Source organism: Dactylosporangium roseum, from assembly GCF_025264685.1.
GTDB lineage: Bacteria > Actinomycetota > Actinomycetes > Mycobacteriales > Micromonosporaceae > Dactylosporangium > Dactylosporangium roseum.
The window spans coordinates 4,070,594-4,095,019 of record NZ_CP073721.1 but is presented as its reverse complement, the minus strand read 5'-3'; the positions used below and the strand labels follow the sequence as shown (position 1 = coordinate 4,095,019).

27 protein-coding genes and 1 pseudogene are annotated in these 24,426 nt (G+C 73.7%); 21 read left to right on the top strand and 7 right to left on the bottom strand.

The window, feature by feature from the left end:
• Positions 1-15: 15 nt before the first annotated feature.
• Entirely contained in the window at positions 16-969 is a 954-nt protein-coding gene (locus Drose_RS19095) for a hypothetical protein (protein WP_260729533.1), read from the bottom strand.
• 176 nt (positions 970-1,145) lie between these two features.
• Between Drose_RS19095 and Drose_RS19090 the strand changes: the two genes are divergently transcribed.
• The 9 genes from Drose_RS19090 to Drose_RS19050 all read left to right on the top strand — a co-directional run bounded on the left by Drose_RS19090 (position 1,146) and on the right by Drose_RS19050 (position 9,079).
• Complete coding sequence (locus Drose_RS19090) at positions 1,146-1,613, top strand: hypothetical protein (protein ID WP_260729532.1); 468 nt, start codon at positions 1,146-1,148, stop codon at positions 1,611-1,613.
• On the top strand, positions 1,610-2,926 hold the full coding sequence (locus Drose_RS19085; RefSeq protein ID WP_260729531.1) for a V-type ATPase 116kDa subunit family protein: 1,317 nt from the start codon (positions 1,610-1,612) through the stop codon (positions 2,924-2,926). The genes Drose_RS19090 and Drose_RS19085 overlap by 4 nt, the downstream gene beginning before the upstream one ends.
• Positions 2,923-3,351, top strand: coding sequence for an ATP synthase subunit C (locus Drose_RS19080; protein WP_260729530.1), 429 nt, complete (start codon positions 2,923-2,925; stop codon positions 3,349-3,351). Before Drose_RS19085 ends, Drose_RS19080 begins: the two co-directional genes overlap by 4 nt.
• 3 nt (positions 3,352-3,354) lie before the next feature.
• Positions 3,355-3,597: a hypothetical protein gene (locus Drose_RS19075; protein WP_260729529.1), complete on the top strand. Its 243-nt coding sequence runs from the start codon at positions 3,355-3,357 to the stop codon at positions 3,595-3,597.
• Positions 3,594-4,115, top strand: a complete 522-nt coding sequence (locus tag Drose_RS19070) for a hypothetical protein (RefSeq protein WP_260729528.1) — start codon at positions 3,594-3,596, stop codon at positions 4,113-4,115. The genes Drose_RS19075 and Drose_RS19070 overlap by 4 nt, the downstream gene beginning before the upstream one ends.
• On the top strand, positions 4,112-5,869 hold the full coding sequence (locus Drose_RS19065; RefSeq protein ID WP_260729527.1) for a V-type ATP synthase subunit A: 1,758 nt from the start codon (positions 4,112-4,114) through the stop codon (positions 5,867-5,869). Before Drose_RS19070 ends, Drose_RS19065 begins: the two co-directional genes overlap by 4 nt.
• Positions 5,866-7,332, top strand: a complete 1,467-nt coding sequence (locus Drose_RS19060) for a V-type ATP synthase subunit B (protein WP_260729526.1) — start codon at positions 5,866-5,868, stop codon at positions 7,330-7,332. Before Drose_RS19065 ends, Drose_RS19060 begins: the two co-directional genes overlap by 4 nt.
• Positions 7,329-7,940: a V-type ATP synthase subunit D gene (locus Drose_RS19055; RefSeq protein ID WP_260729525.1), complete on the top strand. Its 612-nt coding sequence runs from the start codon at positions 7,329-7,331 to the stop codon at positions 7,938-7,940. The genes Drose_RS19060 and Drose_RS19055 overlap by 4 nt, the downstream gene beginning before the upstream one ends.
• Before the next feature lie 113 nt (positions 7,941-8,053).
• Positions 8,054-9,079, top strand: a complete 1,026-nt coding sequence (locus Drose_RS19050; protein WP_260729524.1) for an Acg family FMN-binding oxidoreductase — start codon at positions 8,054-8,056, stop codon at positions 9,077-9,079.
• 4 nt (positions 9,080-9,083) lie between these two features.
• On the opposite strand, the gene Drose_RS19045 is transcribed toward Drose_RS19050, so the two are convergent.
• The gene (locus Drose_RS19045) at positions 9,084-10,046 is read right to left on the bottom strand and encodes an Acg family FMN-binding oxidoreductase (RefSeq protein ID WP_260729523.1); all 963 of its coding nucleotides are present in this window, start codon (positions 10,044-10,046) and stop codon (positions 9,084-9,086) included.
• A gap of 296 nt (positions 10,047-10,342) precedes the next feature.
• Between Drose_RS19045 and Drose_RS19040 the strand changes: the two genes are divergently transcribed.
• Complete coding sequence (locus Drose_RS19040) at positions 10,343-11,260, top strand: universal stress protein (protein ID WP_260729522.1); 918 nt, start codon at positions 10,343-10,345, stop codon at positions 11,258-11,260.
• A gap of 26 nt (positions 11,261-11,286) precedes the next feature.
• Here Drose_RS19040 and Drose_RS39110 read toward each other — a convergent pair whose 3' ends face one another.
• The 3 genes and pseudogenes from Drose_RS39110 to Drose_RS19030 form a co-directional block, all read right to left on the bottom strand.
• The gene (locus tag Drose_RS39110; protein ID WP_390891447.1) at positions 11,287-11,955 is read right to left on the bottom strand and encodes a dienelactone hydrolase family protein; all 669 of its coding nucleotides are present in this window, start codon (positions 11,953-11,955) and stop codon (positions 11,287-11,289) included.
• A 231-nt stretch (positions 11,956-12,186) separates the two neighbouring features.
• Positions 12,187-12,651, bottom strand: a pseudogene (locus Drose_RS38795) (phosphoribosyltransferase); the annotation flags it as partial.
• A 324-nt stretch (positions 12,652-12,975) separates the two neighbouring features.
• Positions 12,976-14,208 carry a helix-turn-helix domain-containing protein gene (locus Drose_RS19030; RefSeq protein ID WP_260729520.1) on the bottom strand — a complete coding sequence of 411 codons (1,233 nt, stop codon included), beginning with the start codon at positions 14,206-14,208 and terminating at the stop codon, positions 12,976-12,978.
• A 504-nt stretch (positions 14,209-14,712) separates the two neighbouring features.
• On the opposite strand from Drose_RS19030, the gene Drose_RS19025 reads away from it, so the two are divergent.
• The 9 genes from Drose_RS19025 (at position 14,713) to Drose_RS18990 (ending at position 21,383) form a co-directional block, all read left to right on the top strand.
• Positions 14,713-15,792 (top strand): lysylphosphatidylglycerol synthase transmembrane domain-containing protein, encoded by a 1,080-nt coding sequence (locus Drose_RS19025; RefSeq protein ID WP_260729519.1) that lies wholly within the window; start codon positions 14,713-14,715, stop codon positions 15,790-15,792.
• 149 nt (positions 15,793-15,941) lie between these two features.
• A complete protein-coding gene (locus Drose_RS19020) occupies positions 15,942-17,540 on the top strand; it encodes a serine/threonine-protein kinase (RefSeq protein WP_260729518.1) in 1,599 nt (532 codons plus the stop codon).
• 35 nt (positions 17,541-17,575) lie between these two features.
• Positions 17,576-17,836 (top strand): hypothetical protein, encoded by a 261-nt coding sequence (locus Drose_RS19015; RefSeq protein WP_260729517.1) that lies wholly within the window; start codon positions 17,576-17,578, stop codon positions 17,834-17,836.
• Between the two features lies 1 nt (position 17,837).
• Entirely contained in the window at positions 17,838-18,032 is a 195-nt protein-coding gene (locus Drose_RS39105) for a BBE domain-containing protein (protein ID WP_390891446.1), read from the top strand.
• Positions 18,032-19,162, top strand: a complete 1,131-nt coding sequence (locus Drose_RS19010; protein ID WP_260729516.1) for a serine hydrolase domain-containing protein — start codon at positions 18,032-18,034, stop codon at positions 19,160-19,162. The genes Drose_RS39105 and Drose_RS19010 overlap by 1 nt, the downstream gene beginning before the upstream one ends.
• Before the next feature lie 217 nt (positions 19,163-19,379).
• Positions 19,380-19,703 carry an ArsR/SmtB family transcription factor gene (locus Drose_RS19005; protein WP_260729515.1) on the top strand — a complete coding sequence of 108 codons (324 nt, stop codon included), beginning with the start codon at positions 19,380-19,382 and terminating at the stop codon, positions 19,701-19,703.
• A gap of 1 nt (position 19,704) precedes the next feature.
• On the top strand, positions 19,705-20,172 hold the full coding sequence (locus tag Drose_RS19000; RefSeq protein ID WP_260729514.1) for an SRPBCC family protein: 468 nt from the start codon (positions 19,705-19,707) through the stop codon (positions 20,170-20,172).
• A 3-nt stretch (positions 20,173-20,175) separates the two neighbouring features.
• Positions 20,176-20,715: a dihydrofolate reductase family protein gene (locus Drose_RS18995; RefSeq protein ID WP_260729513.1), complete on the top strand. Its 540-nt coding sequence runs from the start codon at positions 20,176-20,178 to the stop codon at positions 20,713-20,715.
• Positions 20,716-20,876: 161 nt separating this feature from the next.
• Positions 20,877-21,383, top strand: a complete 507-nt coding sequence (locus Drose_RS18990; RefSeq protein ID WP_260729512.1) for a hypothetical protein — start codon at positions 20,877-20,879, stop codon at positions 21,381-21,383.
• Positions 21,384-21,562: 179 nt separating this feature from the next.
• On the opposite strand, the gene Drose_RS18985 is transcribed toward Drose_RS18990, so the two are convergent.
• A complete protein-coding gene (locus Drose_RS18985) occupies positions 21,563-22,417 on the bottom strand; it encodes a M23 family metallopeptidase (RefSeq protein ID WP_260729511.1) in 855 nt (284 codons plus the stop codon).
• 202 nt (positions 22,418-22,619) lie between these two features.
• Here Drose_RS18985 and Drose_RS18980 point away from each other — a divergent pair, with 202 nt between their 5' ends.
• Positions 22,620-22,940, top strand: a complete 321-nt coding sequence (locus tag Drose_RS18980) for a PadR family transcriptional regulator (protein WP_260729752.1) — start codon at positions 22,620-22,622, stop codon at positions 22,938-22,940.
• The gene (locus tag Drose_RS18975) at positions 22,940-24,028 is read left to right on the top strand and encodes a hypothetical protein (protein ID WP_260729510.1); all 1,089 of its coding nucleotides are present in this window, start codon (positions 22,940-22,942) and stop codon (positions 24,026-24,028) included. Before Drose_RS18980 ends, Drose_RS18975 begins: the two co-directional genes overlap by 1 nt.
• Here Drose_RS18975 and Drose_RS18970 read toward each other — a convergent pair.
• Positions 24,012-24,185, bottom strand: coding sequence for a hypothetical protein (locus tag Drose_RS18970; protein WP_260729509.1), 174 nt, complete (start codon positions 24,183-24,185; stop codon positions 24,012-24,014). The two genes, Drose_RS18975 and Drose_RS18970, sit on opposite strands and share 17 nt — an antisense overlap.
• Positions 24,186-24,426 lie beyond the last annotated feature (241 nt).

Sequence of the window (24,426 nt, the reverse complement as noted above, 5' to 3'; positions counted from 1 at the left end):
CGCAATTCGGGTCGCTCACCCTGCGGCCCGCTTCCCGAGGCCCGCGTTGATCACGGCGTCGAACGGTGCGGCACCGGTCCCGTCCGCCGCGCCGGCCACCGCCGCCCTGACCCGCCATGCGTCGACCGCGAGCGCGGCGGCCGCTCCGATCGCCGGACGGTCGTCGAATCCGGGTGAGCGCAGCAGCGCGTGGGCGTCGTGGTCGAGCCGCGCCCACCAAGCTGCCTCCGCCCGCCACAGGTCGCCCGGTTCCGCGACACCGTCGAACGCCCATGCCGCCCGCGCCGGAAGCGCCGCGACGAACGCGGCGAACGAGGGCGCTTCGACCGCTCGCCGACCGAGCAGTCCGGCGGCTCTCGCGCGGGCCGTGTCACTGAACGCCTGGCCGGTGACCCAGTGCTCACGCGCCACCCACAGCGCGAGGCCGCCCGCCGCCCACGACTGCGCCGCGGGGACGGCCGCGGCCCGCAGCGCCCAACTGGTCCGCATGCCCAGCACGATGGCGTGGGCGGTCGCGGCGCCAGGGTCACCCCAGGCGGATGACGCCAGCACGGCCCGCACCTGGTCCGCTGTGGACGTGCCGGACAGCCGTGGCCAGGCGACCGCCAGCGCACCGAGCTGGAACGGTGCCGGACCAGCACGGCCGCGCTGCTGCCGGAGCAGCCGTTCCACGTTGCGGATCTCGAACCAGCCGGCGATCGCGCGCAACCGTTGCACCCCGGCGCTCGGCAACCACCCGGCGAGCACCCGTAGCCGCCACACCAGGGTCGTGGCCACCGCCTCCTGCACCGCACCCGCGTCCTGGCCGGACCGTACGTCGCGGCCGTACGGGGTCGACGCCAAGGCCGCGATCGCCGCGTCGAGTCCGGGGCTGCCGGCCAGCACCCGGGCGGCGGCGGGCCCGACACACCGGCGGGCGAGCGCGCGGGCTCGCACCGCCCCAGCGACGTGCGCGGCGCCGGATCGCATGCATCCAGCCTCCACCGGCTCGGGCCGGCACGGCAGGGTCTTCGGACCCCTTCGGCCGGGACGTTCCGGACTGTGCGGCCACCCCGGCCGCCGTCTACGTTGTCAGGAGAGGCGGGAGGTGAGTCGCATGGCCACCACGTTGCTCGTCGCAGCCGTCGTCGACGCTGCCTAGGTGGGTGCTGACCGTGATGACGCTCCAGCAGTTCCTGCACCGGTTCCGCCCGGCCGGCGCTCCCGGTGCCGCCGGGCCGGCGGCGGTTCCGGCCGACCGGACCGCCGAGGCCGAGGCCGAGGAGGAGCTTCGCCCGGTCCTCGCCGTGCTCGCCACCGCGGACGCCGAGGCGGCCGGCATCCGGGCGGAGGCGGCGGCCGAAGCCGCGCGGCGGCGACGTCACGCCGCCCGGGCGGCGGACCGGATCGTCGCGGCCGCCCGCCGTCGTGCGCAGGATGCCCACGCCGAGGCGTTCACCGCGGCGCGCGCCGAGGCCGCCCGGGCCGCGGAGGCCGTGACGGCCGACGCCCGGCGCGCGGCCGACGCCCTGCGGGCCCGGGCGCTGGAGCGGCTCGACACGGTCGTGCCGTCGATCGTGGCGATCGCCCTGGACGACGTGTACGGCACCGGTCAGGGTCGGGACGCACCATGAACGTGTCGGGATCGACCGCATGGCAGCGTCTCCGGCCGGTGCGCATGACGCGGGTCGCGCTGGTGGCGCCCGAGGAGGCGCTCGACGCGGTCCTGGCCGAGGTCGGCGCGGCCGGCGTGGTCGAGCTGGAACCGGTCGGCCCCGAACCGGGCAACGCCACGGTGGACGACGCCGCCGCGACAGCGTTCGCGCGGATGCGGGCCCGGGCGCTGCGCCGGTACGGCGCCGCCACGTACCTGGGCTGGTGCCCGGAGCCGGCCCGGGTGGCGCTGGCCCGCCGGTTGGCGCCGCTCGGCGGCGCGCTCGCCCCGTTGCACCTGCCGGCGCGGGTGGAGCCGCCGACGCTGCTGGCCCGGGCGGGGCGGGTGGGCAGGTCCTTCGCGCCGCTCGTGGAGACGTACGGCGCGGTGCCCTACGCCGACGTCGACCCCACGCTCCTGGCCGGGGTGGCCTACGTCGTGATGTTCGGCATGATGTTCGGCGACGCCGGGCACGGGCTCATCCTGCTCGCCCTGGCCGCCGCGCTGGCCCTCCGCCGGCCCCGGCGGTTCCCCAAGCTCCGGGACGCCTGGCCGTTCGTCGCCGGTGCGGGGCTGGCCAGCACGCTCTTCGGTGTCCTCTTCGGCGAGTTCTTCGGGCCCACCGGGCTGCTGCCTGCCGTGTGGCTGGAGCCGCTGGCCGAGCCGGTCCGGCTGCTGATCGCCGGGGTCGGCGTCGGCGGTGCCCTCCTGGCGGTCGCCTACCTGCTCGGCATCGTCAACCGCTGGCGCGAGGGCTCCGCCGGGTTCGCGCTGTACGCACCGTCCGGCATCGCGGGCGCCGCGGTGTTCGCGGGGCTGGGCCTGCTCGCCGCCGGTGTCTACACCAGTAGCGTCCCGCTCGCCGCCGCCGCGGGCGCCGTCGCCGCCGGCGGGCTGGTGCTCGCCGGCGCAGGCCTGTACGTCGCGGCGGGTGCCGGCGCGGCGGCCGTCGCGCAGACCGTGGTCCAGCTCTTCGACCTGGTCGTCCGTATCGGCGCGAACCTGGTGTCGTTCGCCCGGCTGGCCGCGTTCGGCCTGACGCATGCGGCGCTCGGCGCGCTGGTGTGGGCCGGCACGACGGGTTCCTGGCACCGAGGCGGGCTGTGGACGGTCGCGGCGGCGGCCGTCTTCACCGTCGGCAACGTGCTCACGTTCGGCCTCGAAGCGGTCGTCGCCGGTGTGCAGGCGTTGCGCCTGGAGTACTACGAACTGTTCTCCCGGGTGTTCGAGGGAACCGGCCGGCCCTTCCGGCCGTGGCTCGGCCTCCCGGGTCCGGAGGAGGTCCATCGATGAACGCGGTCTGGTTCGGTGCGGTACCCGGTGTCCTGGTGCTCGCCTGGGCGGTGCGCGGGCTCGCCGCCCGGTGGCCCAAGCTGGTGCCGCGCGCGCTGCTCGCCGTGAACGCCGCACTGTTCGCCGGTGCCGTGGCCATGGTGGTCCTGCTGCTCACCGCGGACCCGGCCGGCGCGGCGACGACCGCGCTCGCACAGGCCGGGACGGGCGGTGCGAGCTGGGCGGCGCTGCTCGGCGCGGCGATCGCCGTGGCCGGCTCGTCGATCGGCGCGGCGATCGCCGTGGCGTACACGGGTGCGGCGGCGCTCGCGGCGCTGAGCGAGCGTCCCGAACTGTTCGGCCGGGCCATGGTGATCGTCGGCCTGGCCGAGGGTATCGCGATCTACGGGCTCATCGTCGCGATCATCCTGATCGGCAAGGCGTGACCGATGGGCGGGCCGGAGAGGATCGCGGCGATCGGCGCGGCCCGGCTGGTCCGCGGGTACGGCCTGGCCGGGGTCGCCGTCGCGACCGCGGAGAACGATCGAGCCGTCCTGGACGCCTGGCGTGCCCTGGGACCGGACGTCACCGTCGTCATCGTCACCCCGGCCGCGGCCCGGGCCGTGGCAGCCGCGGGCGGGCCGGGCGGCCGACTGCTCGCCGTGCTGCCGGAGCCGGGCGGATCACCGTGAACGCAGCCGGAGCCGCCGGCACCGGAGCGGTCGGCGAGAGCCTGCGACCGGTCCGCGACGCGCTGCTGGGCCGGGCGCGGGCCGACGCCGCGGCGCAGCACGCCGATGCGGCACGGTCCTGTTCCCGAACCCTGGCCGACGCCCGGGCCGAGGCCGGCCGGATCCTGGAAGAGGCACGCAGCACCGGCCGCGCCGACGCGGCGCGCCGCAACGCCGCCGAGGCCGCGCACGTTCGCCGGGCCGCCCATGCGCTCCTGCTGGCCGCACAGCGGGAGATCCACGACGAACTGGGTCGCCGGGTGGCCGAGACCCTGCGGGCCGAACTCGACGCGGGACGACTCGGGCCCGCCCTCGCCGCCCGGGCCGCCGCCGCGCTGGGCCCGGACGCCCGCGTCGAACCGGCGACCGGCGGTGGTTTCACGGCCCACCTCGACAGCCGGTGCGTCGACTGTTCCGTCGAGTCGCTCACCCGGCACGCCATGTCGTCGGCGGAGCGGATCGAGGAGGTGTGGCGGTGACGACACCCGCGACACCGGGACGGCCCGGCCGCATCACCCGCGTCAGTGGGCCGCTCGTCCAGATCGACGGCGCCGCGGACACCGCCATGCACGACGTCGTCACGCTGGGCCCGCACCGCTCGCCCGGCGAGGTCGTCGCCATCCACGGCCCGGCACTCACCGTCCAGGCGTACGAGTACACCGGTGGACTGCGCCCGGGCGACACCGCCACCCCGCTCGGCCATCCGCTGGCGGCACGGCTGGGCCCGTGGTTGCTCGGCGGCCTGTTCGACGGCCTGCTGCGTCCGCTCGGCGACGCTCCGGTCTGGCTCACGACCGGAGCGCTCGGCGGCGGGCCGGCCAACGGCTCGGCCTGGCGGTTCACGCCGCGGATGGCGGTCGGCGACCCGGCCGGGCCGGGCAGTGTGCTCGGCACGGTGTCGACCCGCGGCCCGATCGAGTTCCGGGTCCTGGTCCCCGCGCAGGTGTCGGGCACCGTCGAACGGATCGCCGCGGCCGGCGAGTACGGGCCGGACGACACCCTGGCCACGATCGGGACCGCGGCGGTCACCATGACCGCCGAGTGGCCGGTGCGCAGGCCCCGGCCGTGCACCGCCCGGCGCGACGCGAGCGAGCCGTTGCACACCGGGCAGCGCGTCGTCGACGCGCTCTTCCCGATCGTCAAAGGCGGCACGGCAGCCGTTCCGGGCGGATTCGGTACCGGCAAGACGCTGTTGCTGCAGCAGATCGCCAAGTGGTGCGACGCCGACGTCATCGTCTACGTCGGCTGCGGTGAACGCGGCAACGAGATGGCCGACGTCGTCGGCGAGCTCTCCGCGCTGGACGACCCACGGACCGGTGGTCGCCTGCTCGACCGGACGGTCGTGGTCGCCAACACGTCGAACATGCCGATGATGGCCCGCGAGGCCAGCATCTACACCGGCGTCACCGTCGCGGAGTTCTTCCGGGACATGGGCTACGACGCCGTGGTCATCGCGGACTCGACCTCCCGCTGGGCAGAGGCCCTGCGGGAGTTCGCCGCGCGCAGCGGGACGCCGCCGGCCGAGGAGGGGTATCCGGCCGATCTCGCGTCGGCCCTGGCCGCGTTCTACGAACGGGCCGGCTCGGCGGAGACGCTTGCCGGCGGCACCGGCTCCGTCACGATCATCGGCGCGGTCTCCCCGCCCGGCGGCGACCTGACCGAACCGGTCACCGCCAACACGGAACGGTTCGTGCGCTGCCGGTGGACCCTGGACCGCGACCTCGCCTACGCCCGCCATTATCCGGCCGTGTCCTGGTCGGCGTCGTTCTGCCGGGACGCCGGCGCGGTCGGTTCGTACCGCGCCCGTCTCGGCGACGCGGGCTGGGCCCGGCGGCGGGCCCGAGCGCTGGACGTGCTCGCCGAAGCGGACCGCATCGCCGCGCTTGCCGACCTCGTCGGCACCGCCGGCCTTCCGGCACACGAGCGGATGACGCTGCTCGGCGGCCGGCTCTTGCGCGACGGCGTGCTGCAACAGAACGCGCTGGTTGCCAATGACGCGTTCTGCACCCCGGCGAAGTCGGCGGCGCTGCTCGACGCCGTCCTCGACGTCGCCGAACGCTGCCACGCGCTCGTCGACGCCGGCGTGGCGCCGTCGGCCGTCGAGTCGGCGGACTTCGGCCGGCTGGTCCGGGCCCGCGAAGAACTGGGTCCGGACGACGCCGAGGGGGTCGGGCCGCGGCACGACGCGATCCTGGCGGAGTTGAACGCGACGACCGGAGCGAGTGCGCCATGACCGAGTTGACCGAGTTGACCGAGTGGCCCGTGATCGAGTACGACGACATCCGCGAGCTACGCGGTCCCCTTGTCGTGGTCGGCGGGGTGTCCGGTGCCGGCTACGACGACGTCGCCACCGTCCGGCTGCCGGACGGCACCCGGCGTCACGGCGTCGTCCTCGAGGTCGACCGCGACCTGGCGGTCGTGCAGGTGCTCGAGGGCACCGCGGGCATGAGCCGTGTCGGCAGCAGCGTCGCCTTCGCCGGGGCACCGATGCGGATAGCGGTCGGCGACCAGTGGCTGGGGCGCGCCTGCGACGGCCGTGGTGAACCGATCGACGGCGGGCCTCCGGTCGGCGGCGACCGCAGCGCCGCGGTCGCCGGGGCTCCGCTGAACCCGACCTGGCGCGAACCGCCGGCCGAACCGGTGCTCACCGGGGTCTCCGCCGTCGACGCGCTGACCACCCTGGTGCGCGGGCAGAAGCTCCCGGTGTTCAGCTCGGCCGGTCTGCCGCATCTCGAACTGGCCGTCCAGATCGCCGCGCAGTCCCACGTCGGCGGCGCGCCGTTCAGCGTCGTCTTCGCCGGCATGGGCCTCACGCACGCCGACGCGGCCTACGTCCGGGACGCGCTGGACGAACGGGCGACCGCCGCCGAACTGGTGCTGTTGCTCAACACCGCCGACGACCCGGTGATCGAACGCATCCTGACGCCACGGCTGGCCCTGACCGTGGCCGAGGACCTCGCGTTCACCGGCGGCCGGGACGTCCTGGTCGTCATGACCGACATGACCAGCTACGCCGAGGCGCTCCGGGAGGTGTCGTCCGCCCGCGGCGAGCCACCCGCCCGGCGCGCCTACCCGGGTTACCTCTACACCGACCTGGCCTCCCTCTACGAACGGTGCGGCCGGGTCCGGGGCCTGCCCGGCTCGGTGACGATCCTGCCGGTGCTGACCATGCCGGCCGGGGACATCACCCACCCGGTACCGGACCTGACCGGCTACATCACGGAGGGCCAGATCGTGCTGTCGGCGGACCTGCACGGCCGGGGCGTCTATCCGCCTGTCGACCCGCTGTCGTCCTTGTCGCGGCTCATGCGCCACGGTGCCGGCCCGGGCCGCACGCGAGCCGATCACCTCCCGCTCACGGCGCAGCTCATCGCCGCCCTGGCCCGTGCCCGGCAGACCCGGGAGCTGGCCGACCTGATCGGTGCGGCGGCACTGGGCGACGTGGACCGCCGGTATCTCGGCTTCGCCGAGGTCGTCGAGCGGCGACTGCTCGACCAGCGCCCCGACGAGGCCCGGCCCCTGGACGACACGCTCGACCGGATCTGGCAGGCGTTGCGGACGCTACCGGAGCGCGAGCTCGTCATGCTGCCGGAAGCGCTCCGCGCGACACACCGCACGACCCGGAACGACGACCCCGAGGCGGCCGAGGTGCCCGAGGTGGCCGAGGTGCCCGAGGTGGCCGAGGTGATCACATGACCAGCGTGCGGCACGTCCCACCGGGCCGGTCCGGCGTGTTGTGGCTGCGGCACCGGCTCGACGTCACCCGGCACGGCAGCACCGTGCTGCGCCGGAAACTCACCCTGCTCACCGGCGAACGTGACCGCCTCCAGCACAGCCAGGCCGAGACGGCCCGCGAGTGGGGCCGGTCGGACCGGACCGCGCGCGGCTGGCTGGAGCGTGCCACGGTGCTCGACGGCCTGGAGACGATCGAGGCGGCGGCCGAGGTGCCACCGGCGGAGCTGTCCGTGCCGTGGACCGCGGTGCTGGGCGTCCGGTGTCCCGGGATGCCGTCGGTGGTGCTCCGGCCGCGTCCCGTGGACCTGCCCGCGCCGGGCGGGGCGGCGCTGGCCCGGGCCGCGGCGGCCTACCGGGACGCGACCCGCGCCGCGGCTCGGCACGCGGCCGTGACCGTCGCGCTCGCCGCGGTCGAGGCGGAGATCGCCGCCACCCGGCGGCGGGTGCGGGCCCTCGACCGTCACTGGATCCCGGCCCTGGAGGCCGCACTCGGCGCCCGCACCCTGCAGTTGGCGGAACTGGAGGCGGCCGACCTCACCCGCCGGCGCCCACCACCACGGTCGCCGTAGCCGCCGTGGATCAGGTCTCGACGGTCGTCGGCGGTCTGAGACCGAACGCGGCGGAGTACGTCACCGCGCACTGGGCAGGGAACCCTGACCGCCACGCACTGAGGGGGCCGACCATGGCATCCACCGGACACATCATCTCGGAGCCGCCGTTCCGTGTCGGGCCGATCAGCCGGAGCCTCGCCCGCGCGGCGCTCGCCGCCCTGCACGCGCCCTCGATCCTCAACACCCAGCCGTGGCACTGGCACATCGACCACGACACGGCGTCGTTGCGTGCCGATCGGCGCCGGCAACTCGCCACCATCGACCCGGACGGACGGTTGCTCACCATCAGCGGCGGCGCCGCCTTGCACCACGCCCGCACCGCGCTCGAGGCCGGCGGGGCGAGCGCCGAGGTGGCCCGATTCCCACGGGACGACGACCCCGATCTGCTGGCCGTGCTCCGGTATCGCGGGACCACCCGGCCGACCGGCCAGGTGGAACGGATGTGCCGGGCGATCGCGTCCCGATGCACCGACCGGCGACCGTTCGCCGGCGTCGGGGTGCCGGAGGAGATGCTGGACCGGCTCCGGCTGGCCGCGCAGGAGGCCGGGGCACGGCTGCACATCACCCGGCCCCAGGACCTCACCAGCCTCGCCGTCGCCGCCGGGCACGCCGCCGCGGCGCAGCTCGCCGACCCGGCCTACCGCGCCGAGCTGTCCGACTGGGCCCGTCTGGACGACAGCGGCGGCGACGGGCTTCCCCTCGGCACCATCGCCCCGGCCGGCGCGCGGCCGGTGCCGTTGCGGGACTTCACCGGCACGGGTTACGGCCCGAGCATCTACAGCGGCATCGACCTCGACGACCGCCACGCCCGCTACGCCATCGTGGTCACCGACGCCGACGGGCCGTACGACTGGCTCACGGCCGGCGAGGCGCTGTCGGCGGTCCTGCTCACCGCCACGGCCGACGGGCTCGCCACGTCGACGATGAGCGATCTCGTGGAGAATGTGCCCGCCCGCAGGCTGGTGCGGCACATGCTCGGTGACGTCGGCCACCCGGCGATCGGCGTCCGGGTCGGCGTGCCCGCGCCCGGCGAACCGCCGAGAACGCGCCGCCGGCCCGCCGTCGAGATGATCGAGGTCGTCGCCGACCCGGCATGAGGGCTCACGACTCGACGACGTCGGCCACCGCTCGGCGGTTGGTGTAACCGAGCGTCGGCGCGAACCCGAACCGAAGCACCAACTGCGGGTCGTCATACCGGTGCATGGCGAGTCGCAACCGCTCGCGGATCGCGGGCACCTCGACGGGCTGGGAGAACAGGGCGGCCGCGAGCCCCAGGTCGGTGGCCGTCAGCAGCACGTGCTGCAGGGCCATCCCGGCCCGCACCTCGTCCGCGTGCTGGCTGCCGTGCACTCCGAGGACGGCGACCACCGGCTCACGGGCGGGATCGCGCGTCTGTCGTTGAGCCGCTCCACCGAAGTCGCGGCGGGCCATCAACTCGGCGGGATGCGGCGCGGGGCCACCGGCCTGCCGGCCGACGCCCTCCAGCGCGCCCTCGGCGAGGTGGGTCCAGGCCTGCAACTCGGTGACGTACGCCGGATCGGCGTTGAGCTGGTTGTCGGCCTCGCGGATGAGGCTCGCGAGCGCGAAGATCGCCTGATCGCCGACGACGAAGTCCAACCAGCCGTCCTCCTGCCGCGCCGCATCGGTCAACTGCGCCGTGACACCCGGTGCGACCTGCTGGTCCGCGAACGGGTACCGGTTGGTGTGGCGGCGCCGGATCGCGCGGAACAGCCGGCGCTCCGGCGGGGTGGCCGGCCGATGCCCTGCCGGCGTCAGGTGCACGAGGGCGTCGTCGCGTCCGAGGACGTACGCGGCCGGAACCTCCGCCGCGGCCAGGGCGAGCAGCAGGTTGTATGCGGCCGCGCCGCACGACACCCGCGCGGACCTGCCGTCAGGGTCACAGATCGGCAGCACGCGGTCATGGTCCAGCAGCACGTCGATCCCGCACTCGGTGCGGCGAAAGCGCCACGGCTGGCTGTTGTGGATCGACGGTGCCCACACCGCGGCTTCCACGGCGGCGAGGAACGTGTCGGGTGCCCAGGTGGCCGATGATGTCGTCGTCATGGCAACTCCCAGGGGTACCCGACAGGCGGCCGCACTTTCAGCGAATCCCTCTCTCCTTCACAGTGACGCGGACCGGCGGCCAGCCGGTAGGGGCGCAGGTCCCGGAGCCGGCGGGCAGTGCTACCCGGCCCGCACCGCACCCGACCTCGCGGACGTCGCCGCTTCTCCGGCGCCGCGACCCGCGACATCCTCGTTTGCGACGTTCGGCCATGGGCAGGCGACATCCAGGGCGGCACGCTGGAACGAAGCAGTACACAGCACCCAGGTCCGCCGGCCGAGGGACGGGGGCGCATCCGATGGCCTACCAGTACGGGCCAATCGTCGTCGGTGTCGACGGATCGGCGGACAGCGTCGGCGCACTGCGCTGGGCTGCCGACCTGGCCCACCGCTACACCCGCACACTCGTGGCCGTCAACGTGCTGCCTCGGGACCTCGCCGCGCCACCCGGCGGCCCGGACATCGCGGCGGAGGCCGCGGCCGAGGCCCGGCGGTGGCGGGTCGGTGTCGCGGCGATCGGCAGCACCGAGCACGGCGCGCCGGTCCGGGTCCTGCGGCGGCACGCCACGGAGGCCCGCCTGCTCGTGGTCGGCGGCCGCGGCGCCGGCGGCGGCCACAAGCCGCTGGGATCGGTGAGCGAAGCACTGGGCGTGTGGGCCGACTGTCCGGTGCTCATCGTCCATGACGCCCGGCGCTGGGCGGCGCCCGACGCGGCGTTGCCCGGTGCCGACCCGGTTGCCGTCGGCTTCGACGGCTCCGACTCGGCCCGGCGCGCGCTGCGCCTCGCCTTCGAGGAGGCCGCCGGGCGCGGCAGCCGGCTCGTCGTCGTCCAGGCCTGGTCCCATCCCGACCTGTGGCGACCGGGTCAGCAGCACGGCACGAACCTCTGCGCCGACGAAACCGCCGTCCACGAAGCGCTGCGCGACGCCGCGGCGCCCTGGTGCGCCAAGTATCCGTACCTCGACGTCGAGGTGCGCGGCGAGCCCGGCGACGCGGTCGAGACACTCGCGGTGGTGTCGCAATGGGCCGCCCTGATGGTGCTCGGCACACGATGCCCCACCGACCGTGTGCAGCCGCCGAACCCATCTGTGATGCGACGCGTCCTGGAGCACGCCGCCTGCCCCGTCCTGGTCGCGCACGGCCCCGGCCCCGCCGCGGCCGGGCAGACCGGGATCTCACCGGCTTCCGCGACGGGGGGCGGCACGGATGGCGGATGAACTGTCCGGCACGGCACGGCCTCTCCTCAGGCGGGTGGGTGGCCCGCGTCGACGACGTGGCGGAGATGGGTGGTGAACCAGGCCTCGGCGTGGCGGGCCGCCGCGGTCAGCGTGCCCGGCTCTTCGAACAGATGCGTGGCGCCGGGAACCACGACGAGATCGCCGGGGCAGCGCAACTGGGCTCGCGCGGCCCGGTTGAGGGCCAGCACCTCGGTGTCCAGGGCGCCGACGATGAGGAGCGTGGGTGCGGTGACGGCGGGCAGTCGCGGTCCGGCCAGGTCGGGGCGGCCGCCTCTGGAGACGATCGCGGCGACGCCGGAGTGCGGCTCCCCCGCGGCCCACAGCGCCGCTCCCGCGCCCGTGCTGGCGCCGAACCACCCGATGCTCAGGTCACGGCCCCAGGGCTGATCGTGCGCCCAGGCGCTGACGTCGGCGAGCCGTTCGGCGAGCAGCTCGATGTCGAACACGTTGGCCCTGTTCGCCGCCTCCTCCGAGGTGAGCAGGTCGAACAGCAAGGTGCCCAGGCCCGCCTGGTTGAGGACGAGGGCCACGTACTGGTTGCGCGGACTGTGGCGGCTGCTGCCGCTGCCGTGCACGAACAGCACCAGCCCGCTCGCGTCCGGCGGCAGGGTGAGATGCCCGACGAGGTGGAGGTATCCGGTGCTGATCACGACCTCCTCGTCGCGGCCGGGCAACCCGTGACGCTGCTCGGCGGCGGCCGGCACTCCGGCGGACAACCGCTGGACGGCGGCGCGAATGAGCAGCTCGCGAACCTCCCCGTCCGAGGTGGGGTGGAAGTCGGCGTACCACTGGCCGATCGACGACAGCCGGCTCGGGGCCCGCACGCAGAGCACATCGTCGGCCGCGCGGCGCAGTGCCTCGATCAGGTCGGCCGGCGCCACCGGAACGGCCAGGACGATGCGGGCCGCGCCGCGGGCACGGGCCACCTGGCAGGCGGCGCGAGCGGTGGAGCCGGTGGCGATGCCGTCGTCGACGATCACCACGGTACGCCCGACGAGATCCTCCGCGGGACGTTCCCCGCGCAGCAGCCGGGCACGGCCGGCCAACACGGCCCGTTCGGACTCCTCGACCTCTGCCAGCTCGTCGCCGGTGACGCCCGCGAGACGGATCACCCGCGGGTTGAGGACGCGGACACCGTCCTCACCGATCGCGCCCATGCCGAGCTCGGGCTGCTGCGGGACGCCCAGCTTCCGCACGATGAGCACGTCGAGCGGGGCCTGGAGTGCCTCGGCGACCTGGTAGGCCACCGGTACGCCACCGCGCGGCAGGCCCAGCACCACGACATTCTGGCCACGCAGGTAGAACAGCTTCCGGGCGAGCTGCCGGCCCGCGTCGATCCGGTTTCCGAAGACCCGGTTCCCGAGGATCATGATCCGCCTCCTCGCGAACCCGCCGGCGTCCAGCCGTGATCCGGATACGGCAAGGAGACCTGCGCGGCGGTTCTCCTTCGCCGGCATCGCCCCTGGATCAGCCGCCCAGCTCAACCGCCGTCCAGCCGGGCTCTCCCGCACGTCTCGTAGGCCCAGCACCGAAGCTACGCGCATGGCAGGGCGCTGCGGGGTGAGTCTCAGGGGCATCGTCGGCGCCGGCTCGTCCCGTGGATGTTAGGACGGGCACCGCCGGCCCGCGCACCTGCGCTGCAGCCCGCTGCTGTGGCTACTCACGAACGGTGGGCACAGCTCGGCGAGCACTCCCTACACGCCGACGCTGAGATGTTCGGCCAGTTCGGCGACCGAAGCTGGCGGAGTGCCCCGGGTGCGGCGCAGCACGTCGCTGAGCACCTCGTGGGCCAGCGGCCGGCAACGGATCTCGGCCGGGGCCAGCCGATCACCCTCCAGCAACATCTCGCTGGCCACGTCGATGTCGCCGATCAGCGCCCGGGCCCGCGCCTGATCGAGATAGTGCTGCGCCCGGCGCTCCGGCAGCAACGCGTTGAACCCCTCAGGGTCCAGCCGTTCGTGCACCTCCACCGCCGTCCGGCCCTCACCGAGCTCGACGGCGGCCGCCGCACAATGGAGCTGGACGTTCGTCGGCCCGAAACAGGTCCAGTAGTAGTTGGCGTCGCCGTCGAGACCGCGCGACGCCTCCTCGGCACCGGCCAGCAGGTCCCGGACCGTCGCACCGTCACCGATCCGGGCCGCCGCCATGGCACCCTGCAACAGGAGCTGACCGTAGACCGAGAGCCGTTCGGGCGAGCTGTCGTTGCCACCGACACCGGGAGCGAGCCGATTGGCGACATTGAGGTTCATCTCCAGTGCGGGTCGCGCCCGCCCCAGGGACAGCAGCGCCATCGCGACCCGCGTCGTGGCCACACCGGCCAGCAGTTGGTCGCCGGCACGCTGCGAAACGATGACCCCGCGGTCCGCGGCGAGCCAGGACAGCTCGTGCTCGCCGAGCTTGCGCAACACCGCCGCGGAGATCTGGTAGACCTGCCCGAGCAGATGGGCGGCCTCCCGCGCATACCGGCCGTCGCCGTAGGCGGTGTCGGCGGCCTGCGCCTCCCGCAGGAGGCGGGGCAGGGTGCGGGCGAGCGCGCCGTACTTCGCGTGCTGGAACGACAGCCAGGCGTGGGTGACCGCCTTGCGCATCTCGCTCAGCGGCGGCGGCTCCGGCGGGGCGTAGAAGAAGGCGCTGATCTGGTCGTACCGCTCCAGAGCGGCGCGGATCTCCTCGACCTCGACCTGGTCGACGCCGCTGGGGTTCTCCGGCCGGCGCTCCGGGTCCTTGCCGAGCAGGATCTGCACGTCGAGCTGCAACACATCGGCGATCTCGTACACGACGGAGAACTTGTCGAGCCGGCGCACCCCGCGCTCCACCTTGTCGACCCAGCTCTTCGACTTGCCGAGCCGATCGGCGAAGACCTGCTGCGACATCCTCCGCCGGTTCCGCCAGTACGCCACGCGGCGGCCGATGGGCAGCTCATCCACGTCGCTCACCTCCGCAGCTCACCCACCCAGCCGACATTGCACGTGCTGTGCAACCTGACCCGTGCACCTGCTCGTCTGTGCCGGATGCAGTTGCGGCCCTCCGGCCCTCGCCGACGACAGGTCGTGTCGCGGCAATCTCCTGCGGGCACTGGATGTTTCTGGTGCTGCCCAACAAGCGCCATCCCTGCACGACCATCACGCGCAGGGATTTCGAGATACCTAACGTAGCCTCAACATTGCTCCACGTCGACCCCCAGTACCCGCACGGTGTACTCACACCCGGGCCGCGCACTGCACAGAGCGTCGGTAGTCGCCGCCGGCGCGACCTCCCGTCCGTATGATTGCAACCCGCTGCGTCACAGGCCGACGAGGCCCGTCGGGCCGGTGTGCGGGTGCGCGCGACCGGGCGGACCTGGTCATCCGGCTCGATCAGCGTGATCGGCGCAACCGAGGTGCCGCTGAGAACGGGCACGAATTGTGACCGCGAGATGGGACAGTCATCTCATGAAGGGCAACCGCAAGCGGGTGCTACGCATCGCCGCACTCCTGGTTGTCCTGGTGGTCGCCGGCATCACACTCAAGGACGACCTGCCCGACCCAGGGCAGATCCTCACCACGCTGACCTCGGCGGACCCGTGGTGGCTGGGGCTTGCCGCCGTGGCCGAGATGACCTCGTTGCGGCACTTCGCGTTGCAGCAGCGCAGGCTCCTCGCCGGGTTCGGGGTGCCGATGTCGGTGCCACGTGCCGTCGCCGTGACCTTCACCCGCTCGGCGATCTCGTTCAGCCTGCCCGCGGGCTCGGCGGTGTCGGCCGGGTTCGCGTTCCGCCAGTTCCGCACCGCCGGCGCGAGCCGCCGCACCGCGGGCGAGGTGGCGGTCCTGTCGTCCGTGCTCTCCGGCGTCGCGCTCGTGCTCATGTACGCCGTGGTGGTTCCGGTCCCGTCCCTCTTCGGCAGCGGCCGGGCCGCCGGCAACGGCGACACGCTCGTCCTGGTCCTGACCCTGCTGGTCGTGGCCCTGGTCGTGTTCGCGTTCGACTTCTGGCGCTCGCTGCGCTCCGGCCGCGGCTCCTCGCCCGGTGTACCGCGAGCCGGCGACGAGGACCATGACGAGGACCATCCCGGCGGCGACAGCTCCCCCGAACGGCACGGCGGGGGCGTCCGGGACTCGGTCCGCCGCACGGTCGCCGACCTGCGCGCCCTGCCCCGCCACTCGTGGGTGCTGTCGCTGCTGCACGCCACCGTCAACTGGGGGCTCGACTTCGCCTGTCTCGCCGCGACCACGGCGGCGTTCGGCATCGACGTGAGCCTGCTCCGGCTCGCCACCGTGTACCTCACCGTGCAACTGGTCCGCCAGATCCCGATCAGCCCCGGCGGGCTCGGCGTCGTCGAGGTCGCCCTGCTCGCGGGCCTCGTCTCGGCGGGTGCGGCGCGGGGCCCGGCCGCCGCCGCGATGCTCGTCTACCGCCTGCTGTCCTGCTGGATGATCATCCCGCTCGGCCTGCTCGCCTACGCGACCCTCCGCCGGCGCCGCCCGGAGGAGCCGGCGGAGCCCTCGACCCCGGCGATGGCAGGCCGGACCTGAGGCGGACCGCCGCTGCTCGACATCCTTCGCGGTCGTTCGCGACAGATTCTCGCAACGCTCTGGTGAACGACCGCACGAGCCGTAACCCCGACGCCGGACAACCGGTTGATGGATGTGGATCATCGACGTCTGCAGGCCGGGGAAGATAGATGGGCAGTACGCAACCGTTCAACAGGACCCAGCGGGCGCGTCCGGCGCGCGCGGTGAACAGTTCCCCCGGACGGTTCGGCCCGCGGCGCTCGTCCGTCGCGGCGGCGCGGCGCCTCCTCGACGGCCGCTACCGGATGGAGGGTCTGCTGGGCAGCGGCGGCATGGGCACCGTCTGGCGCGGTCATGACCTGCGGCTGAACCGACCGGTCGCGATCAAGGTGCTGTCCGGCGGCGGGCTGGGCAGGTCCACGGCGATGGAACGCTTCGAGCGCGAGGCGCGTGCGGTGGGCCGGCTCTCGCATCCCAACGTTGTCCGGGTGTACGACTTCGGCGTCCAGGACGGCGATCCGTACCTGGTGATGGAGCTGATGGACGGGCCGACGGTGGCGCAACTGCTGTCCGGCGGCCCGCTGCCGGTCGACGACACGCTCGCGCTGGCCGCGCAGATCTGCGACGGGCTCGGCGCCGCCCACGCGGCCGGGATCATCCACCGCGACGTCAAGCCGGGCAACCTCATCCTGGCCGGGTCCGGGGCGGTGAAGATCTGTGACTTCGGTGTGGCCCGGCTGCTGGACACCGCCGGGCAGGCCGACCTCACCGGGACGGCCGTCGCGGTGGGCAGCCCGGAGTACATGGCACCCGAGCAGATCACCAGCGGACCGGTCGACGCCAGGAGCGACCTGTACGCGCTGGGCTGCACCATGTACGCGATGCTCGCCGGGAGCCCGCCGTTCGCGACCGGCACCAGCTACGGCATCGTCCACCAGCACCTCACCGAGGCACCGCAGCCGCTGCACGTCCGCCGTCCCGACGTGCCGCCCGCCGTGGCGGACCTGGTCGCCGATCTGCTGGCCAAGCGGCCGGACGAACGCCCGCAGGACACCGCCGCGGTCCGTGCCCGGATCGCCGCGGCCGCGGACCCGGCGGCGCCTGCCGTACAGGTCCCCCGGCCCCGGTCGGCGGCATCCTCGCGGGCGGCGGCACCGGCCGACGATGTGCGGGCGGCCCGACCGGCCGGTGACCCACCCACCGTGGAGCGGCCCCGGAGACGCCGGCTGTGGCTCGCCGCGGCCGCCGGAGCGGCGGGCCTCGCCGCGGCGGCCCTCGTCACGCTCCTGCCTCCGGCTGTCCAGCACGGACCGCAGTCCGCGGCGCCGCCCGGGGCGGCCGGCGACGCCTCGCCGGCCGACGCCCCGTCGCCGGGCGCGAGCCACGTGACCGTGGCACCCGCCTCCGGCTCCGCCGCGACCCAGGCGCAATCCCAGTCGCCGGGGGCCACCCCGCCGCCGTCTTCGGCGAGCACCCCGCCGGCGGCGCGGCCGGACCGGATCGTCGCGTTGCGCCGGGCCGTGCGGCAACTGACCGACGCCGGGGACCTCGACGCGAACACCGCCGCGGACCTGAACCACATGATCGACGACCTCGCGGCGTCGATCGCCACCGGCGACCCCGCCGACGAGGCCCGCGAACTCGAAGCGCTGCGCGGCACGGTCACCGACCTGTACCGGAACGGCAGACTGGCCCCTGACGGCTACGCGATCCTCAACACCTACGTCGCCCAGGTCGCCGGCGACCCGGACGCGGAAAGGGCGGCGTAAGGAAACTGTAAGTCCGCTCCGGCAGGGTGAACGGCATGGGGACCTTGGACGCCGTACACGAGCTCCGGACACGGTTCGCCGGGCGGTTGCCGCTGCCCGGTGACGACGCCTACGACCTGGCCCGGCGGGCACACGACCCGGGACTCGACCCGCACCCGGCGATCGTCGCCGAGGCCGCCGGCGCGGACGACGTGGTGGCCGCGGTGATCGCCGCCGCGCGGCGGCACGGGCTGATACCGCTGGTCGGCTCCGCCGGCGACGTCGGCGGGACCGCTACCCGCTGGGCGGCGGCCTGAGCTGGCTCTCGCGGCGGTTCGGGTCCGCCCGCACGCCACCGGCGGGTCGTACCTGAACCTCCTCAACGACCCGGGCCGCGCCGCGGCCGTCTTCACCGAGGCCAACCTGCGCCGCCCGGCGCGGATCAAGCGGGCCCGCGACCCCGACAACGTCTTGCGTTTCAACCACAACATCGACCCGGAAGGTTCTGTGTGATGAGTGCGCTCCAGGAACAGGTGCAGGCGGCCGTGGACGAACTGGTCGCGTCCGGCGCCGAACGTGGGCTGCAGGCGGCCGTGTACCACCGGGGACGGCTGGTCGCCGACGCCGTCGCCGGAGTCGCCGACGCGGCCACCGGCCGGGCGGTGACGCCCGGTACGCCGTTCCACGCCACCTCGACCGGCAAGGGCGTGACGGCCACCGTCGTCCACGTGCTCGTCGAGCGGGGTGAGCTGGACTACGACACGCGGATCGCCGAACTGTGGCCGGAGTTCGGCGTGCACGGCAAGGACCGCGCCACGGTCCGGCACGCTCTGACCCACACCGTGGGCGTGCCCGGGGTGCCGGTCGGCACCACGCCCGAGGATCTGTGCGACTGGGACCGCATGTGCGCCCTCGTCGCCGGCGCCCGGCCGTGGTGGGAGCCGGGCACGAAGCAGGGCTACCACCCGCAGACGTTCGGCTACATCGTCGGCGAGATCGCCCGCCGGGCCACCGGGCGACCGATCTCGGCGCTGCTGCGCGACCTGGTCGCCGGACCGCTCGGGGTCACCGACGAGTTGTACTTCGGGGTGCCGGCGGCCGAGCAGCCCCGGCTCGCGCGGATGGAGGAGGCGGAGGGCGCGATGGAGCTGACGCCGGAGATGTTCGCCGCGATGGCCGAGCAGGTGCCGTTCTTCCGGGTCGTGGACGGCTGGACGGCGGCGCCGCCGGCCGCCATGCCCACCGCCGACTACTGCAACCGGCCCGACGTGCTGGCCGCCGACATCCCGGCCGGCGCGGTGCTGTCCGCCCGGGCGGTCGCCCGGATGTACGCGGCGCTGATGGACGACGTCGACGGCGTGCGGCTGATCAGCCCTGCCCGGCTGCGGGAGGTGACCGGGCCGGTGGTCAGCGGCCCCGACGAGGTCGTCGGATTTCTGGGCACCCGCGCCCTCGGGTACGCCATCGGCTTCCAGGGCCCGCTGGACAGTCCGACGCTGTTCGGGATGGCCGGCAGCGGCGGCACGGCGGCGTACGCGGACACCGCCACCGGCATCACGGTCGCGGTGTGCAAGAACCGGGTGAGCGCCGGCGACTACAGCACGTTCAACCGGATCGCGGAAGTGGTGACGAAGGCCACCTGAGCCGTACGGACCGTACGGACCGTACGGTCCGATCCCGCGTGCGGCGGGGCCGGACCGTACGGCGCGAGGTGCTGGACCCGCAGGATCGCGGATCACCATGAACCGACGGAATCCGGCACCCGGCACTGATTTCGCTGAGAGGGTTGACGTGACGCCCGGCGCGAGGCATATTCAACCTACAAGTTGATTAACCGAGCGGTTGAGAAAGGCGGAGGCAGTGGACCGGCTGAGCGAGGTGTTCAGCGCTCTCGCCGACCCGACCCGGCGGGCCATCCTGGCCAAGCTGGCGGAGGGTGAGGCGACGGTCAACCAGCTCGCCGAGCCGTTCCCGATCAGCCTCCAGGCCGTCTCCAAGCACCTGAAGGTGCTGGAGCGGGTCGGGCTGATCACCCGCGGCAAGGAGGCGCAGTGGCGGCCGTGCCGGCTCGACGCGGGGCCGCTGCGCGAGGTGGCCGACTGGGTCGCCGACTACGAGCGGCACTGGGAACAGCGCTACGACCAACTCGGTGAATACCTGCGACGGATGCAGAAGGAGACCTGACATGAACGGCGACCTGACGGTGACCCTGCCGTCCGACCTGGAGATCAAGATGGTGCGCGTGTTCGACGCGCCGCGCGCACTCGTCTTCGAGGCGCACACGAACTGCGAGCACCTCAAGCACTGGTGGGGCCGGGGCAACCCGCTCGACTGCGCGATGGACTTCCGGCCGGGCGGCACCTACCGCTTCGTCGAGCACGCACCGGACGGCGAGCAGTACGCGTTCCGCGGTGAGTACCGGGAGATCCAGGTCCCGGAGCGGATCGTGCAGACCTTCGAGTTCGAGGGCATGCCCGGCCACGTGTGCGTGGAGACCCTGGAGCTGACCGAGGACGACGGCAAGACCACGGTCACCAGCGTCACCCGGTTCGACACCAAGGAGGACCGCGACGGCATGGCCGCCTCCGGCATGGCGGAAGGCGCCCGCGAGTCGTACGAGGCCCTGTCCGCCTATCTCGTGAAGCTCTCCTGAACCGTGGGCAAGGTCATCGTCACGGCGCAGATGTCGGCGGACGCGAGCATCGGCCCGTCCATCGGGTGGTACGAGCCCGGCGGTGGACACGAGGCCGCCGGGGAGGACGAGGTCCGCCTCGCCGACGCGATGCTGCTGGGCCGCAAGACCTACGCGGCCCTCGCCCCGCTCTGGTCGGCGACCACCGGAGCGTTCGCCGACCGGGTCAACAGCATCCCGAAGTACGTCGTCTCGACGAGCCTGACCGGACCGCTCGACTGGAACGCGACGCTCGTCAAGGGTGACCTCGTCGAGGAGGTGCGCCGGCTCAAGGCGCACCACGACGGCAACCTGCTGACCTACGGGTGCGGCGAGTTCGCGTACAACATGGTCGGGCACGGCCTCGTGGACGAGATCCGCTTCTGGGTCCACCCGGTCGTGTGGAGCGAGAAGGCGCGGCCCTTCCACGGCCTCGGCCGCATCCGGATGAGGCTCAAGGACGCCACCGTGTTCGGCAACGGCGTCGTGCTGCACACCTACGAGCCGCTGCCGGTCGACGCGTAGTCCACGACAGTGATCGTCGGCGGCGACCGGGCGCGTCGCGCGGAGGCGTTGCAGGTTCTCGTTGATCTTGTCAGCGGACATGTGGCTGCACGTTGGCCCGCCATCGTTGTGGCGGTGCACCTCTACCGTCGTCGGTATCCTACTCGGATAGGGGAGGTTCGATGTCGGGTGGTGGAGACGCGTTCATCAGACGTGATGCCTGGGGCAGCCGGTCCGACAAGGTGTGGTGGTTCGGTGGCACGCTCTTCTACGGGTTGCCTTTCCTGGCGTTGCTGCTCGGCGCGGCGCTTGCGGGAAAAGCGATCGCGGTCGCTATCGCCGGCTCGCTGGTGGTCGGTGTCGGCCTCTTGAACTGGAGGATCCGCTCCAGACAGGACGGACGGCTGCTCGTCGAGATCAACGACGAGGGCATCCGATTGCATGACAGCCGCCCGATGCTGCCGTGGAGCGCGGTGGCCTCGGTGGGCTTCGCCTGGACCGGTGGCTACGGTACGGTCGCGCCGAGCCGAACGCTTGTGATCCACTTGGTCGCTGGTGGGAAGGTCCAGCACGTTTTTGATGGATTCCGGATCGAGGGAATACATGCCGACGTGCGTGCGGCCATTCGCAGGTTCGCCCCGCAGATTCCGATCTCGGACGGCGACAGGTCACCGTCCGATGTGGACTAGGCGTCCGTCGGACTGCCGGGACGGGCGGTCACCGAGTACCACACCTGATACTGTCCCCAGCGGGACCATCAAGCCCGGAGCCACGCCGACACGTTTCTCACCAACATGCCGCACGCGGCAAGTAGGCGATATCTCATTTGAGAAAGCGACAACTCAAATGAGAACCTACAGGCGTCCGTTCAGACGACGGGGGCGCCCGCGCGGCTCATGAATTCCGCCGGGTCGATCGCGTTGAGCCGGGTCGCCGGCAGCGGGCCGTAGTGCACCTCGAAGTGCAGGTGCGGCCCCGTCGAGTGGCCGGAGGTGCCGACGAAGCCGATGGTCCGGCCGGCCGTCACCTGCTGGCCGACGACAACCTCGGGGCGGCGGATCAGGTGGCAGTACCGCGTGGTGAGGCTGCCGGCGTGCCGGATCTCGACGTACCAGCCGCAGCCCCTGGTGTCGGACGAGCCGTCGACGTCGCAGGACGGCCCGGAGGTGTTGCACACGACGGTCACGACGGTCCCGTCGGCGGCCGCCCGGATCGGCGTGTCGCGCGGTGCGGCCAGGTCGACGCCGTCGTGGTCGGGGCGCGAGATGGTGCGGAAGCCGCTGGTGCCGCGGCCCGTCAGCGGAGCCACCCAGGTGCCGACGGGCACGGCGCCGCTCGGCGGCACGATCACCGGTGCCGGCTTCGGGGCGGGCGCCGGCGGTGGTGGCGGCGGGCAGGCCGGCGGCGCGGCCCGGCGGCGCACATAGGCGTCGGAGACGTACGCGCCGCCCGTGAGCCGGTCCCACCGGTCGGTCGTGCGGACGCGGCCCTTGGCCTTCGGTCCCTTCACGGAGCACACCAGCGCGACCTTCGCGCCGTTGCGCAGCGCGCCGACGGCCGCCGACGCCGCGGTCGGCCCGGAGCGCACGGTGAGCTTGGTCCGGCCCGACGAGACGGTGCCCGTCGTCGGCGCCGGCGCGGCGGCCGCGGCCGCCGGGGCGAACGCCACCAGAGCGGCGGTGACCACGCCGGCCATCCCGAGGACCGCGAACCGTCGACGCATGCACCACCGCCGGAAGCCAGGGGCGGGGCATCCGTGCCCCGCCGTCGCCTACGAGCCTCGGCGGCGTCCGGTGCGACCCGGGTGCCGGCCCGGGTGCGGCACGGTTGCCGGGGTGGCGGTGGCCGCACCGCCGCCGCCCCGCTCGCCCGTGTCGCATTTGACCATAGCTTGATCATCTATATATGGTACGGGTATGGCGACAATGCGCGAACCGACGTTCCTCATCCTCACGGCCCTGGCCGACGGACCCCGGCATGGTTACGGCATCGTGCGGGAGGTCGAGGACCTGTCCGGCGGGCGGGTCCGGCTGCTCACCGGCACGCTCTACACCGCGCTCGACCGGCTCACCGCGGAGGGCCTGGTCGAGCACGACCACGACGAGGAGGTCGACGGAAGGATGCGGCGCTACTACCGGCTCACCGCCGAAGGGCTCACCGCCCTGCGGGCCGAGACCGCCCGCCTGCGTCAGTTGACCACCGCCGCCGAGGCCCGCCTCCGCGCCGCCCGCCCCCGGACCGCGTGATGACCGGCCCGCTCGCCCGCCGGTACCGGCGGCGGATGTTCGCCTATCCTCGCGCGTACCGCCGATCTCGCGGCGACGAACTGCTCGGCACGCTCCTCGAGGCCGCGCCGCCGGGACGGACCCGGCCGACCCTGCGGGAGACCGCCGACCTGGTCCGGCACGGGCTGCGGGCCCGGATAGGCAGGCCGGCCAGCCGATCCGTCGTCCTCTGGGCCGTCCTCGCCACCGTCATCAGCGGCGTGTTCGGCGCCGCGTTCGCAACCCGGCTCGCGTGGGAGACGGCCCGGCCGCTGCCGAGCGCCGCCGAGGCCGAGGCGATGCTCGCCGGGATCGTGCCCGGGCAGCGGTTCGCCGGGGTCCAGGACGCGCCCGCCATGTTCGTCATCTACGGCTCGCCGCTGAGCTGGGCCGCGGTCGACGACCTGCTGCTCGGCGACGGGGGCGAATACGGGCTCGCGTCGGTCGGCGGCGGAGTCAACGGCGTGCCGGCCGTGCCGCCGCAGCGGATCGTCGACCAGGCCACCGACAACCTGCGCGCACAGGGATGGACGGTCTACCCGCCGATCATCCAGAACCTGTACGACTGCATCGGCCCGCCCTGCGACCCGGAGAAGATTCCCACCTCCACGACCATCGTCGCCGAGCGCGGCGACACGACGTTCTCCCTGCGGGTGGACTTCGAGTCCACAGTGCACAACACCTTCATGACGGCGCAGTTCCAGCGGGCGACGCCGTTCGCGGTGTACCCGTTCGGCGTCGCCGGGGGCCTCCTCACCGCCACGGTCGCGTTCCTGCTGTTCGGCTGGGCGAGCCGCCGCACCGAGCCCGGCCATCCGGCCCGCGGCCCGGCGCTGGCGCTGTTCGGCGTGGTCATGGCGCTGTGGTGGGCGCCGGCGCTGGTGGCGGTACCGTCGATGGTGGCACACCACCTCGACGAGCCGCACCCGTCGTGGCACCCGCTCTGGGAGTGGCTCGGCCAGCCCGCCCTGTCCCTGCCGTTCCTCGTCGGCACCGGTGCCGCCCTGCTGGGGCTGGCGCTCGCCGCACTTCCCCGCCCGCAGCCCGCCGCCGTCAGTCAGAAAACCTGAGCGCCTCCGCGTGGGCGGTCAGCTCCGCGACCGTCGGCGGCCCGGTGAGCAGGCCGGCGATCCGCTCCGCGGCCGGGTCGCCGACACTGCGGCAGCGCTCGATCGCGGCCGTGACGTCGAACGCGGTCCGCCGCAGTTCGACGTCCGGCCCGAGCAACGCCCAGTAGGCGGTGCCCGGCTCCCCGTCATGGTAGGGCAGGCCGGCCGGGCGGTTCGGCCACCAGTTTCATGATCGTGGAGCGTTTGTGCACCTGTGGCTGCACAAACGCTCCACGATCATGAAACTGGTCGTCCGGCTCCGAAGCCCGCTTGTCGACGATCGCCGAGCTTGCCGCGGACCTCGGCGTCACCGGCGGCCGGCTCGCCCTGGCGTGGTGCCGCACCGGCGCGGTCCGCGC

Coding starts and splice junctions, on each gene's coding strand:
- Drose_RS19095 (WP_260729533.1), bottom strand. CDS start 969: ATGCGATCCGGCGCCGCGCACGTCGCTGGGGCGGTGCGAGCCCGCGCG.
- Drose_RS19085 (WP_260729531.1), top strand. CDS start 1,610: ATGAACGTGTCGGGATCGACCGCATGGCAGCGTCTCCGGCCGGTGCGC.
- Drose_RS19080 (WP_260729530.1), top strand. CDS start 2,923: ATGAACGCGGTCTGGTTCGGTGCGGTACCCGGTGTCCTGGTGCTCGCC.
- Drose_RS19075 (WP_260729529.1), top strand. CDS start 3,355: ATGGGCGGGCCGGAGAGGATCGCGGCGATCGGCGCGGCCCGGCTGGTC.
- Drose_RS19060 (WP_260729526.1), top strand. CDS start 5,866: ATGACCGAGTTGACCGAGTTGACCGAGTGGCCCGTGATCGAGTACGAC.
- Drose_RS19055 (WP_260729525.1), top strand. CDS start 7,329: ATGACCAGCGTGCGGCACGTCCCACCGGGCCGGTCCGGCGTGTTGTGG.
- Drose_RS19050 (WP_260729524.1), top strand. CDS start 8,054: ATGGCATCCACCGGACACATCATCTCGGAGCCGCCGTTCCGTGTCGGG.
- Drose_RS19045 (WP_260729523.1), bottom strand. CDS start 10,046: ATGACGACGACATCATCGGCCACCTGGGCACCCGACACGTTCCTCGCC.
- Drose_RS19040 (WP_260729522.1), top strand. CDS start 10,343: ATGGCCTACCAGTACGGGCCAATCGTCGTCGGTGTCGACGGATCGGCG.
- Drose_RS19025 (WP_260729519.1), top strand. CDS start 14,713: ATGAAGGGCAACCGCAAGCGGGTGCTACGCATCGCCGCACTCCTGGTT.
- Drose_RS19020 (WP_260729518.1), top strand. CDS start 15,942: ATGGGCAGTACGCAACCGTTCAACAGGACCCAGCGGGCGCGTCCGGCG.
- Drose_RS19015 (WP_260729517.1), top strand. CDS start 17,576: ATGGGGACCTTGGACGCCGTACACGAGCTCCGGACACGGTTCGCCGGG.
- Drose_RS19010 (WP_260729516.1), top strand. CDS start 18,032: ATGAGTGCGCTCCAGGAACAGGTGCAGGCGGCCGTGGACGAACTGGTC.
- Drose_RS19000 (WP_260729514.1), top strand. CDS start 19,705: ATGAACGGCGACCTGACGGTGACCCTGCCGTCCGACCTGGAGATCAAG.
- Drose_RS18990 (WP_260729512.1), top strand. CDS start 20,877: ATGTCGGGTGGTGGAGACGCGTTCATCAGACGTGATGCCTGGGGCAGC.
- Drose_RS18985 (WP_260729511.1), bottom strand. CDS start 22,417: ATGCGTCGACGGTTCGCGGTCCTCGGGATGGCCGGCGTGGTCACCGCC.
- Drose_RS18980 (WP_260729752.1), top strand. CDS start 22,620: ATGCGCGAACCGACGTTCCTCATCCTCACGGCCCTGGCCGACGGACCC.
- Drose_RS18975 (WP_260729510.1), top strand. CDS start 22,940: ATGACCGGCCCGCTCGCCCGCCGGTACCGGCGGCGGATGTTCGCCTAT.